The sequence below is a fragment of the Nocardia sp. JCM 38205 genome, assembly GCF_058222935.1.
On sequence record NZ_JBYHFL010000004.1, the window covers coordinates 647423 to 665727 of the forward strand.

Sequence of the window (18305 nt, forward strand, 5' to 3'; positions counted from 1 at the left end):
TTCTCGCCGGTCGTGGGTGTCTCGTGCATTGGCCTCCCTACCTACGCCGGCGATTGGTATGGGACAACTGTTCCAGACAGCTCGCGCGCGGGCGCAGCCGGGCGCGCGAATCACGCCCACGGTTCGACGGATCCGAGGTCGGCATGCGAGTATCGTTGCCGTGCCGAGGCGCACTGGCGGGCGCGTATGTGTCCCGTCGATGCGACAATCCGCCGTAGTGTAATGGCAGCACCTCTGATTTTGGTTCAGATAGTTCAGGTTCGAGTCCTGGCGGCGGAGCACGCGAGCACAGCGGATCAGCTCGCGGGTACGGTGTCCAGCGCACGGGTGCGGTGCCGGCCGTTGGCACGGTGGCCTGCCACGGACACGGTGCCGGCTCACGGGCAGTGTGAGCACTGCGTGGGCCGAAGGTTTGACCAGCACGATGACAGGCAGCCGAGGGAGATTCATGCCACAGCAGACCGCCGTCGTCGTTCTCGCAGCCGGTGCCGGGACACGAATGCGGTCGAAGACCCCCAAAGTTTTGCATTCGCTGGCCGGCCGCAGCATGCTCGCGCACGCGCTGCATGCGGCGAACGAGATCGACCCCGCGTATCTGATCACGGTGGTCGGGCACGACCGGGAGCAGGTCGGCGCCGCGGCCGCGGCGGTGGCCGCCGAACAGGCCCGCGAGATCATTCCGGCCGTGCAGGAGCAGCAGCTCGGCACCGGCCACGCCGTGCAGTGCGGGCTGACCGCGCTGCCCGCCGACTTCACCGGTGACGTGCTCGTCACCTCCGCCGATGTGCCGCTGCTGGACGGGCACACCCTGGCCGCCCTGCTCGACGAGCACCGCAGCTACGCCGAACGTCCAGCGGTGACGGTGCTGACCTTCGTCCCGGACGACCCGAACGGCTACGGCCGGATCGTGCGCGACGCCGACGGCCAGGTCACCGAGATCGTCGAACATGCCGATGCCACCCCGGAGCAGGCCCAGATCACCGAGGTCAACTCCGGTGTGTACGCCTTCGACGCGACGGTGCTGCGCACCATGCTCGGGCGGCTGTCCACCGCGAACGCCCAGCACGAGCTCTACCTGACCGATGTGCTGCGGCTGGCGCACGAGGCGGGCCATCCCGTGCAGGGTGCGCGGCTGGTCGATTCGGCCAAGGTCACCGGCGTCAACGACCGGGTGCAGCTGGCCGCGGCCGCCCGCACGCTCAACCGCTACATCCTGGAACGGCATATGCGCGCCGGCGTGACCGTCATCGATCCGGCCACCACCTGGGTGGACGCCGGGGTGCGGATCGGCCGCGATGTGACCTTGCGGCCGGGTGTGCAGCTGCTCGGCAACACCGTCATCGGTGAGGACGCCGAGGTCGGGCCGGACTCCACCCTCACCGATGTGATCGTCGGCGAGGGCGCGAAGGTGGTGCGCACGCACGGCGAGGGCGCGGTGATCGGGCCCGCCGCGACCGTCGGGCCGTTCAGTTTCCTGCGCCCCGGTACAGTCCTCGGCGAGTCCGGCAAACTCGGAGCGTTCGTCGAAACCAAGAACGCCACCGTCGGCGCGCACTCCAAGGTGCCGCATCTGACCTACGTCGGCGACGCCACCATCGGCGAGCACAGCAACATCGGCGCGTCCAGCGTTTTCGTGAACTACGACGGGGTGAACAAACACCACACCACCGTCGGTTCGCATGTGCGCACGGGCAGCGACACGATGTTCGTCGCGCCCATCACCGTGGGTGACGGCGCCTATTCGGCGGCGGGTACTGTACTGCGCAGAAACGTTCCGCCGGGGGCGCTCGCCGTGTCGGGTGGACCACAGCGCAATATTGAGAACTGGGTGCAGCGGTATCGTCCCGGAACCGCTGCGGCGCGCGCGGCGGCAGAAGCCATCGCGGCAAACGAGATGTCGAGTCAGGCAATCGAGCTAAAGGATGGCAAACAGCAGTGACCGCGTCATGGATCGATAATCAGAAGAACCTGATGCTATTCGCCGGACGTTCGCATCCTGAGCTGGCCGAGCAGGTCGCCAAGGAACTCGACGTCCACGTCACACCCCAGACCGCGCGCGACTTCGCCAACGGCGAGATCTTCGTACGCTTCGAGGAGTCGGTCCGTGGTTCGGACGCCTTCGTGCTGCAGAGCTTCCCCGCGCCGCTCAACGAATGGCTGATGGAACAGCTCATCATGATCGACGCGCTCAAGCGTGGTTCGGCCAAGCGGATCACCGCGATCCTGCCGTTCTATCCGTACGCGCGCCAGGACAAGAAGCACCGCGGCCGTGAGCCCATCTCGGCGCGCCTGGTCGCCGACCTGCTCAAGACCGCGGGTGCGGACCGCATCATCACCGTCGACCTGCACACCGATCAGATCCAGGGCTTCTTCGACGGCCCGGTCGACCACATGCACGCGCAGCTGCAGCTGGCCGAGTACGTGCGGTCCAACTACAGCCTCGAGCACATCACCGTGGTCTCGCCGGACTCCGGCCGCGTGCGCGTCGCCGAGAAGTGGGCCGACTCCCTCGGTGGCTCGCCGCTGGCGTTCATCCACAAGACCCGCGACCCGCTGGTGCCCAACCAGGTCAAGTCCAACCGCGTGGTCGGTGAGGTCGAGGGCCGCACATGCATCCTGATCGACGACATGATCGACACCGGTGGAACCATCGCCGGCGCGGTCAGCGTGCTGAAGGAAGCCGGCGCCGGTGACGTCGTCATCGCCGCGACCCACGGCGTGCTGAGCTCGCCGGCCGCCGAGCGGCTCGCCGCCTGCGGCGCCAAGGAGGTCGTGGTGACCAACACCCTGCCGATCACCGAGGACAAGAAGTTCCCGCAGCTGACCGTGCTGTCGATCGCGCCGCTGCTGGCCCGCACCATCCGCGAGGTGTTCGAGAACGGCTCGGTGACCGGGCTGTTCAACGGCAACGCCTGACCCGGTCAAGGCCCGGAGGCGGTAGCGAAGCGTCACCACGCAGGGCCTCCGGAGCAGGCACATCGAACACCGCCTGACCCGGTCAGTTTGCGACGGGCTCGGACCAATGTGGTCCGGGCCCGTCATTTTTTGTGTTCGGGTTCCCGCGATCGGTGCGCCGATCGGCGCATACTGGCGAACATGGACCCTGACCCGCTGGACGAGGACATGGGCGACGACGAACAGGCCGACGAGATCCGCGCCTACCAGGACGCCGTCGAAGATCCGCCCGCTGACCTGCGGATCCGCAATCGCCCCGGCGACGACGACGGCCGCCTCGGCATCGACGAAGAACTCGACCAGGAGTGGACCCCGCGCCGCCGCGCCGCCGAACTCGCCGACGATGACGACCGGCCCGCCGAACTCGCCGCCATGGAGATCGTGGAAGAACCCGACCAGTAGACCGCTCGACCTGCTCCACAGCCGAACCCGATCGGACGAATGAGGAGAGCGCTATGACCACGCCGCAGCATCCGCAGGACCCAGGCAGCGGGGACCGGCCGCAGGACGGGGAGCCGCGCGCGACGCCACCGGAGCGGGAACCGGACACTCCGGAGCCGTCGAGCGAGTCGGGAGAGGTGACCGGCTCCGCACCGGGCGAGGGCGCGGGGACCGAGCCGCCCACGTTGCGGAAGCCCACGAGCGGCGAAGCGCGCCCCGGCGAGGAGGTGACCGGTTCGGCGCCGGGCCAGGGCGCGGGGACCGAGCCGCCGAGGCTGGACAAGCCGTCCGGCGGGCACGGCACTCCCCCCGGTGGTGAGGTGCCCGAGCAGGCGTGGCGGGAGCAGCCGCAGGAGAGCGGACCGGGGCAGGCGTGGAGTGCGCAGCCGGGCGGAGTGGGTTCGACATCCTCGCAACAGCCGCCGTCCGGGCAACCGCCGTCGGGTGATCAGGCCTGGGGCACCGGCGCAGGGCAGCCTTATGGTGAGCCGTACCCGCAGGGGCAGCACGGGGGCGGGCAGTGGGGCACAGGCCCCGGCGGGACATCCGGGTATCCCGAAGCCTATCCGCCGGCCTCCGGCGGTCCCGGCGGTGAGGCGGGCGGCGGGTTCCCGTCCTATCCGCAGCAATCCTTCCAGCCCTACGATGCCCAGCCGCAGCGCTCGGGGACGCAGGTGTTCTCCATCATCGGGTTCGTCTGCGCGGGCATCTGCCTGCTGTTCTGCCCGATCCTGTTCGGGCCCGCCGGCATCATCCTCGGCATCATCGGCCACAACAAGGGCGAACCGCTCGGCAAATGGGCCGCCGTCGCCGCGGGTGTGGCGATGGCGATCGGGTTGATCCTCGCCTTCGCGTTCTTCAACGCCGATATCGTGCCCGAACAGAACTAGCGCGGGCCCGCGCTCAGGCGCGGGTCGCCAGCACCAGCGTGAAGCGGCTGTCCGGGTCGGTCCATGCCTTGTCCAGGGTGAATCCGGCCGCGGACAGTTCGGTGTCGAGGCCTTCCAGGCGGAACTTGGCCGAGATCTCGGTGCGCAGCTGCTCGCCGCGCGCGAAGTCCAGGACGAGGTCGAGATCGGCGACCTCGACCCGCATGTTCTCGGTGGCTTCCAGCCGCATCTCGATCCACTCGTTCTCGGCGTCCCAGACGGCGACATGACGGAAGTCGTCGGGAACGAAGTCGGCCGCGAGGCGGGCATTGAGCACGTGCAGCACATTGCGGTTGAACTCGGCGGTCACCCCGGCCGCGTCGTCGTAGGCGGGCACCAGGATCGCCGGGTCGGTCACCAGGCCCGCGCCGAGCAGCAGGTGTTCTCCCGGTTCGAGCACGTCATGGATGTCGGTGAGGAATTCGGCGCGTTCGGCGGGCACCAGATTGCCGATGGTGCCGCCGAGGAAGGCGATCATCCGGCGGCCTCCGCGCGGCAGATTGTGCAGGGTATCGGTGAAATCGCTGACCACCCCGTGCACCGCGAGGCCGGGGAACTCGCGCGCGACCTCGGCGGCGGTCGCGCGCAGCGCTGCGGCCGAGACATCCTGGGGCACGTAGGTTTTCAGCGGCCCCTGCGCGGTGAGCGCCGACAGCAGCAGCCGGGTCTTCACCGCGGAGCCCGCACCGAGCTCGACCAGGACCTCCGCCTGGGCCGCGTGGGCGATCTCGCCGACCACCCGTTCGAGCAGGGCACGTTCGGTGCGGGTCGGGTAGTACTCGGGCAGCTCGGTGATCTGCTCGAACAGTTCACTGCCGCGCGCGTCGTAGAACCATTTGGGCGGCAGCCACTTCGGATCGGCGGTGAGCCCGCGCCGGGCGTCCGTGCGCAGCGCCGCGGTGAGATCGGCGTCGGTGAGATGGACTTCCAGCGTCGGTTCGGTCATGGCGGCATCCTTTGCGTCGGCGGCGAATCCGGTGTCATGCGTTCACCGCTCACGGTCGAGCGACTCGATGGTCAGGCGGCCCGGGGCGGCGAGCACCAAGCTGTGCTCCGGGATCGGCCGCCAGCGGGGGTCGGCGTCATACGGTTCGGAGCAGACGATCGCGTAATCGTCGGTGACCAGGGCCGAGAGCGCGTGCTCCCACGCGGTGGCCCAGATGGTCGAACCGTCGCCGAGCAGGAAGTTCAGCCGGGCGGCCGGTGCGTGGGCGAGCACCGAGGTGAGCAACAGGCGGAGCGCGTCGGCCGGGCTCGTCACCAGATCCGGTGGCGCACCGGGAGTGAGCAGCCCGCGCAGCAGCACCCACAGCGCGGCCGAATCGGTGGCGGATTCGGCATCGAGCAGGTCGGCGGTCTGGAACATCCGGGTGGCGCCGGCGCGAGTCGCGGCACTGTCCAGATCGGCCAGGGCGGCAGTGAGCGCTTTGCGCCAATTCTGAACGACGCCGTTGTGGCTGAAGGCCCAGCCGTCATCGGTGAACGGCGCGCAGGCAGCCCGCTCGACCGGCATCCCCACCGTCGCCGAGCGCACGGCCGCGACTACCGCGGCGGATTCGATCTGCGGTAGTACCTCCTCCACCGCCGGGTCGGTCCAGATCGGCGCCGCATTGCGGTAGCGGCTGACCAGGGCGCGGCCGGAATCGTCGGCGCGGCGCCACCAGGCGACACCGAATCCGTCGGCGTTGATCGTGCCGCCGCCGCGCATATCCCGAGGCGCCCAGGCCTGTGTGCGCAGGGCGTGCACACCACGCGTGAGCAGGTCGCCGACCGGCGCGGGCGGGCCGACATATGCCAGGTGTCTACACATGGCGGCCGATCACGCTGCCTCCCCCGGCTTCAGGTCGCGGGCCAGCCGGAAACCGGCGAAGATCTGGCGCCGGATCGGATGATCCCAATTGCGGAAGGTGCCGCGACAGACCACCGGATCGGTGCCGAACGAACCACCACGCAGGACGCGGTAATCGCCGCCGAAGAAGACCTCCGAGTACTCGCGATACGGGAAGGCGCGGAAGCCCGGATAGGGGTCGAAACCGGAGGCCGTCCACTCCCAGACATCGCCGATGAGCTGATGGATGCCGGCCGGCGACGCACCCGCCGGGTACGCGCCGACATCGGCCGGTTCCAGATGGCGCTGGCCGAGATTGGCGTGCGCCACGTCCGGTTCGGCCTCGCCCCACGGGTAGCGGCGGGACCGGCCGGTGTCCGGGTCGTAGCGGGCGGCCTTCTCCCATTCGGTTTCGGTGGGCAGGCGCTTACCCGCCCAGCGGGCGTAGGCCTCGGCTTCGAACCAGCAGACGTGCACCACCGGCTGATGCGGCCGCAACGGCGTCAGCACGCCGAATACCCGCCGCCACCACTGGCCGCCGGAATCGCGCTCCCAGAACTGCGGCGCCACCAGGCCTGCCTCGAGCCGATGATCCCAGCCACGCTTGGACCACAGCTCCGGACGGTCGTAGCCGCCGTCGGCGATGAAGGTCAGGTACTGCTCGTTGGTGACCGGCGCGGCATCGATGGCGAAGCCCGGCACATACGCCAGATGGGCGGGCCGCTCATTGTCGAGCGCCCAGGGGTCGGTGGAGGTGCCCATGGTGAACTGCCCCGCGGGGATGATCACCTCACCGCTCACCGCGGCGATGCCGGTGGGCGCCGACGGCGCGGACAGCACCGGCGGACCTGCCCGCAATTGATGGGTGGCCAGCATGGTTTCGTCGTGCTGCTGTTCGTGCTGGGCGATCATGCCGAAGGCGAACCCGCCCTCGACCAGCGGCGCACCGCGCAGGGTGCTGTGATCGAGCACATCCCATACCTTGTCGCGGACCGTGCCGACGTACTCGCGGGCCTGGCCCGGGTTCAGCAACGGCAGCGACGGACGGTTCGCGCGCGCGTGTTTGAACGCGTCGTAGAGCTCATCGATGTCGGCGCGCACCGGCTCGCGCCCGCCGACATCACGCACCAGCCACAGCTCTTCCTGATTGCCGATATGGGCCAGATCCCACACCAGCGGGCTCATCAGCCGCGAATGCTGGGCGACGAGTTCGGCCTCGTCGAGGCAGTCGGTGAGCGCGGCGGTGCGGGACCTGGCGCGGGTCAGGGTGTCGGCGATGCGGGAACGAAGTCGTTCGGTCTCGGATGTGTCATCGGCGGGCAGGTGGATGGTCACGATGGAACTCCGGGTACTGGTGGGTCGATGAAAATCAGCGCGCGAGGCTCGCGCGACAGCGGTCGAAGCCGCCGGTCTCGGGTGATCGCCCCGCTCATGAGGCGCTCCCGGCCGCGAGCCGGCCCGGCTGCCTGGCACTGCGGCAGCGCCGGGCAGCGTCCTGGATCGACGCGGCCGCGTCCGGGGTCGCGGCATGGGTGGCCGCGGCGTCGAGCAGTTCGGCGGCGACGGCCCGGATCTCGGAATCGGCCAGTCCGCAACGGGCGGCGTCGAGCCAGCGGCCTGCCGTCCGGGCCCCGATCGCGGTGGCCTCGGCGACCGCGGCGGGGGTGGACATCACCGCGTCGATGACGTCGATCTGGACGGTCCAGCTCGCCTCCGGCTGCGCGTCCAGGTAGCGAACCTCGAGGTGCCCCGAGGGCCGCACGGGCGGGAACATGGTGGTCAGGTGGTAGTCGAGATCGCCGCGGTCGGGGCGGCGGCCGATCTCGTCGTCCAACGCGCCGGACAGCCAGTCGGCGAACGTGGCGCCGGGCGGGGCGGCCCATGAGCATTCGGCTGAACCGTCGCGACCGGCGGGCCCGGTCCGCGGCTCTCGGGACCGCACGCACAGCAGCGGCGCGTCCAGCGCCCAGCGGGCGTAGCCGCCGATCGGGTCGGTCCAGTCCTCGACCGGTGGGCGGGTGCGGGAGTGGTCCAGCCGGAGCCAGGTACGCATCCGCTGCGAGGCCCACTCCCCCGCGGGCGCGCCGCGTAGCTCAGGGGAACAGGCGAAGGCCGCCAGCAGTGCGGGGCCGATGGTGTACAGCGCGGTCCAGCGGGCGGCGACCTCGGCGTGATCGGCACCCGCGTCGACGCTGACCTGCGTGGCCGCGGTGTTGCACATCATGAGTTTGCCGAAGGGACCGAGACCGGCGAGGTATCGCTCCATGGCCTGATAGCGGGGCAGTCGCAGCACCCGGCGGGCGCGACGATCGGCGTCGGCGGCCGCGGAAACCATGCCGACACACTGGGTTTCGAGGAGTTCGCGCAGCGTCTCGGTGTCGGCACGCAGCTGCTCGGTGAGCTGGGCGGCGGTGGCGTACGGTGCGCTGGAGAGTTCGATCTGACCACCGGGTTCGATGGTGACCCGGCTGCCGCCCGGTAGCGCCAGCGCGGGCGAATCGGGGGCGATGGACCGTGGTGCGTACGGTCCGAGGGCATCCGCGACGACGTCGAGTGGCGGACGCGGGGCGGCCGTCTGGCCTGACGCCGGACACTCACCGTGGGTGGTGAGCCATTCGAGTTCGGCGCCGATCAAACCGGGTGGCCCGAGTTTGAAACAGACGCCGCCGATGTAGGCCTCCGCCGCCGCGCGCGAGGACAGCTCCCCGTCGGCGGCTATCTGCCCCGCCTGCCTGCGCTCGAGGGTGACCGCCATGCTCGACCTCCAGGTGGTTCCGGTGCGCGGTGGATATGCGGCGCGTGGATCGTCGGGATATTCGGTGCTGCGATATGGCGTGCGGTACGGCGTGTGGGTGTTCCGGCGGCGTCGTCGGTGGATTCCAGGGTAGCGAGGGACACCGACAAGTACCGGGCAAGCGTTCGGCGGATCGAGCGGATATCGTCGTCGGCATGCTGAACGAGCAGCGGATACGCGAGGACACCCCCGGTGTCGGACACGGTCTGGTCTTCCTCGACAGCGCGGGATCGTCGCTGCCGCCGCGGGTGGTCACCGACACCGTCATCGCCCATCTGCGCCGTGAGGCCGAGGTCGGCGGCTATCGCGCGGCCAATGAGCGCCTCGACGATCTGGCCGCGGTCAAACAGTCGATCGCCAGGCTCATCAATGCCACGCCCGCGAGCATCGCGCTCAGCGACAGCGCGACCCGGTCCTGGGCGGACTTCTTCTACTCGGTGCCGCTGCGGCCCGGCGACCGCGTCCTCATCTCCGGTTCCGACTACGCCAGCAATGCCATCGCAGCCCTGCAGCGGGCGCGCGCGAGCGGCGCGACGGTCGAGCACATCCCCAGCGACGGCACCGGCCAGCTCGATCTGGATGCCTTCGCCACCCTGATCGACGACCGGGTGAAGCTGGTGTCGCTGCTGCACGCACCCACCAACGGCGGCCTGGTCAATCCGGCCGCCGAGGCCACAAGGATCGCGCACGAGGCCGGTGCGCTGGTCGTGCTCGACGCCTGCCAGTCGGCCGGGCAGATCCCGCTCGACGTCGCCGAGCTCGGCGTCGACGCGCTGTCGGCCACCGGTCGCAAATGGCTGCGCGGCCCACGCGGCACCGGATTCCTGTACGTGCGTCCAGAATTGGCGGCGGCCATGGAGCCGGCCCGCCTGGACCTGCACAGCGCGGAATGGACCGCACCCGAGGACTACCGACTGGCCCCGGACGCGAGCCGGTTCGAATTCTGGGAACACGACGTCGCCGCCAGGCTCGGCCTCGGCGCCGCCGTCGACTACCTGCTCGGGCTGGGTCCCGACGAGGTCTACGCCGCGATCGCCGCCCGCGCGGAGTACCTGCGCAAGGGCCTGGCCGAGATCGCCGGCGTCACCGTGCGCGATCTCGGCATCCGGCACAGCGGCATCGTGTCGTTCACCGTCGACACGGTGGCCCCGATCGAGGTGCGGGATCGGCTGGCCGCCCAGGACATCACCGTCACCGTCAGCCACCGCAGCTCCACTCTGCTGGATATGTCCGGACGTGCCCTCGACGCCGTGGTCCGCGCCTCGCCGCACTGTTTCGTCGCCTTCGACGAGTTGGACCGGTTCCTGGCCGCGGTAGCGGAACTCTGACGGGCCCGCGGCGATGTCGCAGCGCGAACTGATCGTCCTCGGCACCGCCAGCCAGGTGCCGACGAAACAGCGCAACCACAACGGCTACCTGCTGCGCTGGGGTGCCGAGGGGATCTTGTTCGATCCGGGCGAGGGCACCCAGCGGCAGATGATCCACGCCGGGGTGTCGGTCACCGATCTGACCAGGATCGCGGTCACCCACTTCCACGGCGACCACTGTCTCGGACTGGCCGGCGTGGTGCAGCGGATCAATCTGGACCAGGTGCCGCACCCGATCGACGCCTACTACCCGGCTTCCGGCGAGCACTACTTCGAGCGGCTGTGCGATGCCAGCGTCTACTACCGCACCGTGGAGCTGACCAGACATCCGATCACCGAACCGGGCCCGCTGGACGCGCCGGGTGCGCCGTTCCATCTCACCGCGGCCCGCCTCTCGCATCCGGTGGAGGCCTTCGGCTACCGGATCACCGAACCGGACGGCCACCGCATTCGGCCGGAGCGGCTGGCGGCGATCGGCCTGCACGGCCCCGCGGTGGGCCGGTTGCAGCGCGACGGCCGGATCGACTGGCACGGCCGCACCGTCACCCTCGACGAGGTGAGCACCCGCCGTCCCGGACAGAGTTTCGCGTTCATCATGGACACCCGTATGTGCCCGGCCGTACCCGAACTCGCTGCCGGGGTGGACATGCTGGTCATCGAGGCGACGTTCCTGGACGCCGACGCGCACCTGGCCGAGGAGCACGGCCACCTCACCGCGGGCCAGGCCGCGAGGGTCGCGGCCGAGGCAGGCGTGCGCACCCTGGTGCTGACCCATTTCTCCCAGCGCTACCGCACCCTTGACGAACACTTCGCCGAGGCGGCAAGGGAATTCAGCGGCCCCATCGTCGTCGCCGCCGACCTCACCCGGATCCCGCTGCCGCCACGCCGCTGAGATCACCGATCGCGGAACGGGCGGATACCGGCACGACGCCAACGGAATTCGCGTGTCGGGTCCGGCGCGCCGGTGTCGGCGGCGTGTTCGGTCCGCGCCACGCCGAGGCCGCGCGCGCCCGGCTCACGGCGGCCCGGGCTACTATCCCTGAGCCGGTCGGCGGTCATGCCGCGCGAACGGCGTAGGCGGTGCGGCGGGGTTCGGGCACGCGGGTCAGGGGCGGCCATTCGGACACCTGCGGACGCATCCGCCATTTCAGGCGTGAATGTGGCGCTGACCAGCGCGCACACGGAGGGGGTTAACGCGGGGCTCGAACAGCGGGATAGTTGAGGCAGGTCGGTCGGCGGCCCGTGTGGCCGGTGAGGAGCGGGTGCGTTGAGCAGGTTCACCGAGGAGATGTACGCGACGGCGCGCGAGACCACGCGCGGGCTGGTGACCGGGGAACCGGATGCACCACTGCGGCAGACGTGGGGCGAAATCCATCGGATCGCGCGGCGCATGGCGGGCGGTCTGGCCGCGGCGGGCATCGGGCACGGCGACGCGGTCGGGGTGCTGGCCGGGATGCCGGTCGATATCGCGCCCGCCTGTCAGGGCGTGTGGATGCGCGGCGGCTCGATCACCATGCTGCATCAGCCGACCCCGCGCACCGATCTCGCGGTGTGGGCGCGCGATACCGAAACCGTGCTCGGCATGATCGAGGCGCGGGCGGTGATCCTCGGCGCGCCGTTCGAGGCGGCCGAGCCGCTGCTGCGCGAACGCGGCATCACCGTGGTGCTGGTCGAGCAGTTGCGCGAGGGCCAGGATACCGATCCGCTGCCCACCGATGAGGCCGATATCGCGCTGCAACAACTGACTTCGGGTTCCACCGGCTCGCCCAAGGCCGTGCGGATCACCCACGAGAACTTCTTCGTCAACGCGCACGCCATGTTCAACCGGGTGAAGTTCCAGCTCGACAACGATGTGATGGTCAGCTGGCTGCCGCTGTTCCACGATATGGGCATGGTCGGATTCCTCAGCGTCCCGATGCAATTCGGCGCCGAGGTGGTGTGCGTGACGCCGATGGACTTCCTGCAGCGGCCGATCCTGTGGGCCGAGCTGATCGACAAGTATCGCGGCACCGTCACCGCGGCACCGAATTTCGCCTACTCACTGCTGGCTCGCCGGCTCGATCAGGCCGAGGGCTCGAACCTGGACCTGAGCTGCGTGCGCTATATGTGGAACGGGGCCGAGCCGGTCGATCCGGACACCATGGAGAAACTCGCCGCCGCCGGGCAGCGTTTCGGGCTCAACCCGATGGCGCTCACCCCGGTCTACGGCATGGCCGAGACCACCCTCGCGGTCTCCATCCCCGATCCCGGGCACGGCCAGGTGCTCGACCTGGTCGACGCCGATCTGCTCGAAGCCCTCGGCAAAGCGGTCCCGGTGCACGATCAGCACTCGCATCACGGCAATATCCGCCGACTGCCGACCCTCGGCTACCTGGTCGACGATCTGGAGGGCCGCATCGTCGACGACGAACGTCAGCCATTGCCCACCCGTTCGGTGGGCGTGATCGAATTGCGTGGTCCCGCCGTCACTTCCGGCTATGTGACCGTCGAAGGCTTCCGGTCGGCACAGGATGCCGACGGCTGGCTCGACACCGGCGATATCGGCTATTTCACCGAACAAGGGCTGATCGTGGTGTGCGGCCGGATCAAGGACGTCATCATCATGGCCGGCCGCAATATCTTCCCCACCGATATCGAACGGGCGGCGATGCGGGTCAAGGGCGTGCGTCCGGGCAATGCGGTCGCGGTGCGATTGGACGCCGGGCAGAAGCGGGAGAGCTTCGCGGTGGTGGTGGAAAGCAACGACCACCAGAACCCGGACGAGGTCAAGCGGATCGAACGCGAGATCGTGCACGCGGTGTTCTCCGAGGTGGGCGTGCGCCCGCGCACCGTCGCGGTGCTCGGCCCCGGCGCCCTGCCGAAGACGTCATCGGGCAAGCTGCGCCGGGCCGCCACCGCGGTGCATCTGCACTAGTGCAGCTGGTTCTGCGCGGTTTCCAGGCCCACCCGCAGCAATAACTCCACAGCATCGGCGGCCTGCTCGACGAGCACCGGCACGTCCTTGCGTTCGGGCGCGGAGAACGGCTTGAGCACAAAGTCCGCTGGATCCTGCCTGCCGGGCGGGCGGCCGATGCCGATGCGGGTGCGCAGATAGTCCTTGGTGGTCAGCGCCTGCGACACCGAGCGCAGGCCGTTGTGCCCGCCTTCGCCGCCGCCGCGCTTGAGCCTGATCGCGCCGAAGGGCAGATCGAGTTCGTCGTGCACGACGATCACCTCGGTCGCGGGCACCGAGAAGAACCGGGCCAGCGCGGCGACCGGGCGGCCGGACAGGTTCATGAACGAGCGCGGCTTGGCGATCAGCACCTGACGGCCGTCCAAGCGCGCGGTCAGCAGATCGGCACCGGACTTCTTGTGCACACTGAAACGGCCGCCGACGCGCTCGGCGAGCACGTCGGCGACCAGAAAGCCCACATTGTGCCTGGTGCGCTCGTATTCGGGCCCGGGGTTACCGAGCCCGACGACGAGCGCGGGCGTGGAGTCGGTCATCGAGACAACCGATGCGCGAGTCTTATTCGGCGCTCTCGCCCTCGGCCTCGGCTTCGCCCTCACCCTCGGTCTCGGCAGCGGCGGCCGGCGCGGCGATGACGTTGACGATCAGGGTCTCGGGATCCACGGCCAGGTCGACGCCTTCGGGCAGCTGCAGGTCGGAGGCGTTGATCTGGGTGCCTGCCTCGACATCCTCGACCGAGACCTCGATGGTCTCGGGGATGTTCAGCGCGTCGGCCTCGATGGAGACGGTGGTGGCGTCCTGGGTGACCAGGGTGCCGGGGGCGGCGTCACCGACGATGGTGATGGTGACGTCGGCGGTGACCTTCTCGCCCTTCTTGACGACGAGCAGGTCGGCGTGCTCGATGTAGCGACGGATCGGGTGCACGACGACCGACTTGGTCAGCGCCAGCTGCTTCTTGCCGTCGATGACGAGGTTGAGCACCGCGTTGGTGCCGTGCTCACGCAGGATCGCCGCGAACGCCTGGGCGTTGAGCGCCAGGTGCTGGGGATCGGTCTGGTGGCCGTACAGGACGGCGGGAACGTTGCCGTCACGACGGGTGCGGCGGGCCGCGCCCTTGCCGAACTCGGTGCGGACTGCGGCTTCGAGAAGGTTGGCGTCGGACATGACCTGATCTACTCCTACGGCTCTTCCGGGCTGGTCAACGGTGGCGCCAGGGAACGTGGGAGCCCTGGCTCGGTTGGTCTACTCGTCGGGCGAAGACAACAACGAGGACGGCCGGAAGCCGAGCCGCGTCGATCACGGTGTCGCAAAAAGTCTGCGGTCACCCTCGCCGAGACAACCTGAACACCATAGCGCAACCCGGGCGGAGTACCAGAATCGGGTGGTCACCGGGCAGCGACGGGCGGTCGTGCCACCGATGTCGAGCGAGACACCACCGAACCTTGCGAGTGCGCGGCCCGCCTCGCGTTCGCCCTGTCGCCGCGCAGGCCGAGTGGCAGCGCAAACGCGGGACATACAGGGGCCGTGAACACGCGCGACCGCAGGCAGCGCAAAATAGGCACTGTCCGGTTGCCACATTCTCGCACTCCCCCGAAAGGTTGTCGCTGTTGACCGCCTCCACTGACGGCGCTGTCTCGTCCGGTTCACGCGGGCTGCCCGCCGAGGTGTCGAGGCGGCGGACCTTCGCCGTCATCTCCCATCCGGACGCCGGTAAGTCCACGCTCACCGAGGCGCTGGCGCTGCACGCCAAGATGATCTCCGAGGCGGGCGCCATCCACGGCAAGGCTGGGCGCAAGTCCACCGTGTCGGACTGGATGGAGATGGAGAAGGCGCGCGGCATCTCGGTCAGTTCGACCGCGTTGCAGTTCAACTATCGCGCCGCCGGCTCCGACATCGACAATGTGATCAACCTGGTCGATACCCCCGGCCACTCGGATTTCTCCGAGGACACCTACCGCGTGCTGACCGCCGTGGACGCGGCCGTCATGCTGATCGACGCCGCCAAGGGTCTGGAGCCGCAGACACTGAAGCTGTTCCAGGTCTGCCGCCACCGCGGTATCCCGGTGATCACCGTGATCAACAAGTGGGACCGGCCCGGCCGGGCCCCGCTCGAGCTGCTCGACGAGATCGACGAGCGGATCGGCCTGACCCCGACACCACTGTTCCTTCCGGTCGGCATCGCGGGCGATTTCCGCGGCCTGCTGCGGCGCGGCCCTGGCGGCGAGGCGGTCGAGTACATCCACTTCACCCGCACCGCGGGCGGCGCGACCATCGCGCCGGAGGAATCGCTGACCCCGGAGCAGGCGCAGGCCCGCGAGGGTGAGGCATGGGAGACCGCGGCCGAGGAGAGCGAACTGCTCTCGGCCACCGGTCAGGACCACGATCAGGAACTGTTCCTGGCCGGGCAGACCTCACCGGTCATCTACGCCTCGGCGATGCTGAACTTCGGTGTGCGTCAGCTGCTGGAGACGCTGGTGGCGCTGGCCCCGGCGCCGGCCGGCCGCCGCGACGTCGATGGTGGCGTCCGCGAGACGACCGATCCGTTCAGCGCGGTGGTGTTCAAGGTGCAGGCGGGCATGGATACCGCGCACCGGGACCGGCTGGCGTTCATGCGGATCGTGTCGGGCGAGTTCGAGCGCGGCATGGTGGTGACGCACGCGCAGACCGGGCGCCCGTTCGCGACGAAGTACGCGCTCACCGTGTTCGGCCGGGAACGCGCCACCGTCGACACCGCCTACCCCGGCGATGTGGTCGGCCTGGTGAACGCGACCGCGCTGGCGCCGGGGCACACCCTGTTCGTGGACAAGAAGGTGGAGTTCCCGCCGATCCCCTCCTTCGCGCCGGAACATTTCGCGGTGCTGCGGGCCCAGAGCGCCGGCAAGTACAAACAGTTCCGCAAGGCCATCGACCAGCTCGACTCCGAAGGCGTCGTGCAGGTGCTGCGCAACGATGCGCGCGGCGACGCCTCCCCCGTGCTCGCGGCGGTCGGCCCGATGCAGTTCGAGGTGGTCACCGCCCGGATGCAGGCCGAATACAACGTCGAAACGCAGATGGACCATCTGCCCTACACGCTGGCCCGGCGCACCGACGCCGGCTCCGCCGAGGAACTCGGCCGCCAGCGCGGGGTCGAGGTGTTCACCCGCAGCGATGGCGTGCTGCTCGCATTGTTCAGCGATAAATGGCGATTGCAGTACATCGAGAAGGAGCATCCGGGCCTGACCCTGGAACCGCTGGTCGCCACCGCCGACTGAACCCGGGTGGTCCGGCCCTGGCCGGGCGGTACAGCCGCGAACCGAGTGGTCAGCCGGCCTCCGGCTCGCGCTCGACCGATTCGAGCCCGGAATCCCTTGCGATCAGTCCCCACCGGCTCGAGGTCAGGCGCAGGCTCGGCAGATCGCTGAGCGAGAGCACCACCTCATAGGTGCGTTCGTAGCCGGTGTGCGAGATCCGCCAGCGCCCGTCGTCGCAGCGGATATAGCGGTCGGAGTAGAACGCGGCGCCGCGCAGCAGCATGTTGTGCTCCGGAATGAGCACCGTATCGGCCAGGTACCAGGTGCCGGTGGCGGTATCGCCGTCGACGTCGACCTCGGGGTGATCGCAGCGGTGTTCGGTGATGACGTGCGGCCCGAGGGTATTGCGCATGAACGCGATGAACGCCTCGCGGGATTCGAATTGCAGGTACTCGCTGTAGGTGGCCGTCGCCTCGGCGACCATGGTGTCGGCGAACTCGTCCCACTGCTTGGTATCCAGCGTGCGCAGATACCGGTACTTCAAACGGCAGATCTCGGACACGTCGTCGCGCGCACCGTTCTCGGGTGCCGGTATCGAACCCGGCATCCGTCCGAACAGAACCCGGCCGACCGGTTCCCGCTCTGCGCCCGACTCGGAGTCCCTACGCTCCTCGTCCTGGTCCATACCTCAACGATCCCACCCGGCACCGGGCATACCGAACGTTTGACGAGATCTGTATCAGATCGCTATCACCCAGCGAATTCGCGGCCGCGGCCCGGTCAGCCGCCGATGGTGAAGCAGGTGCGGCAGAAGTCCTCGCCGAATTCGGTCAGCCGAAGGCTCTTGCGCACGATCTTGGGCGCGCGGCCGGCCTTCTTCAGCGCCGCCTCCACCACCGGCTGCACCTCGAGCACCATGTACCGGCTCAGCACCACGGGATCGTCGGAGGTCAGCGTCAGGCCGAGCCGGTTGAGGTTGATCAGATACGAGCGGGCCCGATCCGGGTAGCGCACCCCGGCCTGTTCGGGCACCGAGGTCAGATCACCGGACACCAGCTCCGAGCCGATGCCCAGTGGGCGGTTGGTGCGCACATCGACCGAGGGCTGCGGCCCGTTGAGCGCCATGAAACGCAGGATGCGCGCCTCGTCGGGCGCGAGTTCGTCGAGGATACGGTCGTAGGCGGGATGCACTTCTTCGGTGAAGTACACATCCGCCGAACGGGCCAGCAGTGCGTCACCGCGCCTGCGCAGTTCGTCGACCGTGGCCGAGCGCAGGTACGAGCCCACCCCGATGGCCTGCTGGCCCGGCCCCTGCGGATTGGGCACATAGCTGACGATCTCGCGCACCGACCCCTCGGTGACCCCGAGCGCACTGCGCGCCATCGAGCGCAGCGCGTTACCCGTGCGCTCGGCGATCTCGGCGGAGGACTCACCGTCGAGCGCGGCCTGGGTGATCTCGCGGGTCATCTCATAGGAGGTCTCTACCGCCCACTGGCCGCCGCGCACCACCGTGCCCGCCGCCAGCCCCGCGGCCCGGAACACGCCGCGAATCAGCCGGGCCTCATTGCTGATCTGCCGCTGTTCGACATCCGAGCTGCGTTCCACAGCACGGAAACCGGCCCGGGCCACGTCCTGTCCGGTCCTGTCGTCTGCCACGTCTACTCCGATGTATCGCCAGGTGAACGATTCCGCTCACAGATTATTGCCCACCAGTCACGAACAGATGTGGTGGTGGTCATTGTCCCCACCCCCGCGTAGAACCACGACACCACAGGAGGGCACTGTGGTAAACGTCTCAGACACCTCCTGTG

Annotated in this window: 16 protein-coding genes and 1 tRNA gene; 9 read left to right on the forward strand and 8 right to left on the reverse strand. The window is 69.2% G+C overall.

Going from position 1 to position 18305, the window contains the following annotated elements; genetic code table 11:
• The first annotated feature begins 208 nt into the window (after positions 1-208).
• From AC4HOU_RS18600 to AC4HOU_RS18620, 5 genes are all read left to right on the forward strand, one after another.
• Positions 209-279, forward strand: a tRNA-Gln gene (locus AC4HOU_RS18600).
• A gap of 169 nt (positions 280-448) precedes the next feature.
• On the forward strand, positions 449-1939 hold the full coding sequence (gene glmU / locus AC4HOU_RS18605) for a bifunctional UDP-N-acetylglucosamine diphosphorylase/glucosamine-1-phosphate N-acetyltransferase GlmU (protein WP_163811394.1): 1491 nt from the start codon (positions 449-451) through the stop codon (positions 1937-1939).
• Positions 1936-2916: a ribose-phosphate diphosphokinase gene (locus AC4HOU_RS18610; RefSeq protein ID WP_036539892.1), complete on the forward strand. Its 981-nt coding sequence runs from the start codon at positions 1936-1938 to the stop codon at positions 2914-2916. Before glmU ends, AC4HOU_RS18610 begins: the two co-directional genes overlap by 4 nt.
• 180 nt (positions 2917-3096) lie before the next feature.
• The gene (locus tag AC4HOU_RS18615; RefSeq protein ID WP_490724831.1) at positions 3097-3357 is read left to right on the forward strand and encodes a hypothetical protein; all 261 of its coding nucleotides are present in this window, start codon (positions 3097-3099) and stop codon (positions 3355-3357) included.
• 53 nt (positions 3358-3410) lie between these two features.
• The gene (locus AC4HOU_RS18620) at positions 3411-4286 is read left to right on the forward strand and encodes a hypothetical protein (RefSeq protein ID WP_490724832.1); all 876 of its coding nucleotides are present in this window, start codon (positions 3411-3413) and stop codon (positions 4284-4286) included.
• A 13-nt stretch (positions 4287-4299) separates the two neighbouring features.
• On the opposite strand, the gene egtD is transcribed toward AC4HOU_RS18620, so the two are convergent.
• From egtD to egtA, 4 genes are all read right to left on the reverse strand, one after another.
• Positions 4300-5271: an L-histidine N(alpha)-methyltransferase gene (gene egtD, locus AC4HOU_RS18625; protein ID WP_194989328.1), complete on the reverse strand. Its 972-nt coding sequence runs from the start codon at positions 5269-5271 to the stop codon at positions 4300-4302.
• A gap of 42 nt (positions 5272-5313) precedes the next feature.
• Positions 5314-6135: an ergothioneine biosynthesis protein EgtC gene (egtC, locus tag AC4HOU_RS18630; RefSeq protein WP_163811386.1), complete on the reverse strand. Its 822-nt coding sequence runs from the start codon at positions 6133-6135 to the stop codon at positions 5314-5316.
• Positions 6136-6144: 9 nt separating this feature from the next.
• Entirely contained in the window at positions 6145-7482 is a 1338-nt protein-coding gene (egtB, locus tag AC4HOU_RS18635) for an ergothioneine biosynthesis protein EgtB (protein ID WP_490724854.1), read from the reverse strand.
• A 100-nt stretch (positions 7483-7582) separates the two neighbouring features.
• The gene (gene egtA / locus AC4HOU_RS18640) at positions 7583-8908 is read right to left on the reverse strand and encodes an ergothioneine biosynthesis glutamate--cysteine ligase EgtA (protein WP_490724833.1); all 1326 of its coding nucleotides are present in this window, start codon (positions 8906-8908) and stop codon (positions 7583-7585) included.
• Between the two features lie 194 nt (positions 8909-9102).
• On the opposite strand from egtA, the gene AC4HOU_RS18645 reads away from it, so the two are divergent.
• The 3 genes from AC4HOU_RS18645 (at position 9103) to AC4HOU_RS18655 (ending at position 13228) form a co-directional block, all read left to right on the forward strand.
• Complete coding sequence (locus tag AC4HOU_RS18645) at positions 9103-10275, forward strand: aminotransferase class V-fold PLP-dependent enzyme (RefSeq protein WP_195006793.1); 1173 nt, start codon at positions 9103-9105, stop codon at positions 10273-10275.
• Between the two features lie 13 nt (positions 10276-10288).
• The gene (locus AC4HOU_RS18650) at positions 10289-11206 is read left to right on the forward strand and encodes a ribonuclease Z (RefSeq protein WP_194992833.1); all 918 of its coding nucleotides are present in this window, start codon (positions 10289-10291) and stop codon (positions 11204-11206) included.
• 375 nt (positions 11207-11581) lie between these two features.
• A complete protein-coding gene (locus AC4HOU_RS18655) occupies positions 11582-13228 on the forward strand; it encodes a fatty acyl-AMP ligase (RefSeq protein WP_195006794.1) in 1647 nt (548 codons plus the stop codon).
• Here the strand turns inward: AC4HOU_RS18655 and pth are convergent.
• Positions 13225-13800, reverse strand: a complete 576-nt coding sequence (gene pth, locus AC4HOU_RS18660) for an aminoacyl-tRNA hydrolase (protein ID WP_194991329.1) — start codon at positions 13798-13800, stop codon at positions 13225-13227. The genes AC4HOU_RS18655 and pth overlap by 4 nt on opposite strands.
• 22 nt (positions 13801-13822) lie before the next feature.
• The gene (locus tag AC4HOU_RS18665; RefSeq protein ID WP_194991328.1) at positions 13823-14428 is read right to left on the reverse strand and encodes a 50S ribosomal protein L25/general stress protein Ctc; all 606 of its coding nucleotides are present in this window, start codon (positions 14426-14428) and stop codon (positions 13823-13825) included.
• Positions 14429-14871: 443 nt separating this feature from the next.
• Between AC4HOU_RS18665 and AC4HOU_RS18670 the strand changes: the two genes are divergently transcribed.
• The gene (locus AC4HOU_RS18670; RefSeq protein ID WP_163811371.1) at positions 14872-16515 is read left to right on the forward strand and encodes a peptide chain release factor 3; all 1644 of its coding nucleotides are present in this window, start codon (positions 14872-14874) and stop codon (positions 16513-16515) included.
• A gap of 49 nt (positions 16516-16564) precedes the next feature.
• Here the strand turns inward: AC4HOU_RS18670 and AC4HOU_RS18675 are convergent, their stop codons facing one another.
• Entirely contained in the window at positions 16565-17101 is a 537-nt protein-coding gene (locus tag AC4HOU_RS18675) for a nuclear transport factor 2 family protein (protein ID WP_163811370.1), read from the reverse strand.
• A gap of 173 nt (positions 17102-17274) precedes the next feature.
• Positions 17275-18150, reverse strand: coding sequence for an Abi-alpha family protein (locus tag AC4HOU_RS18680; RefSeq protein WP_490724834.1), 876 nt, complete (start codon positions 18148-18150; stop codon positions 17275-17277).
• Positions 18151-18305: the final 155 nt, after the last annotated feature.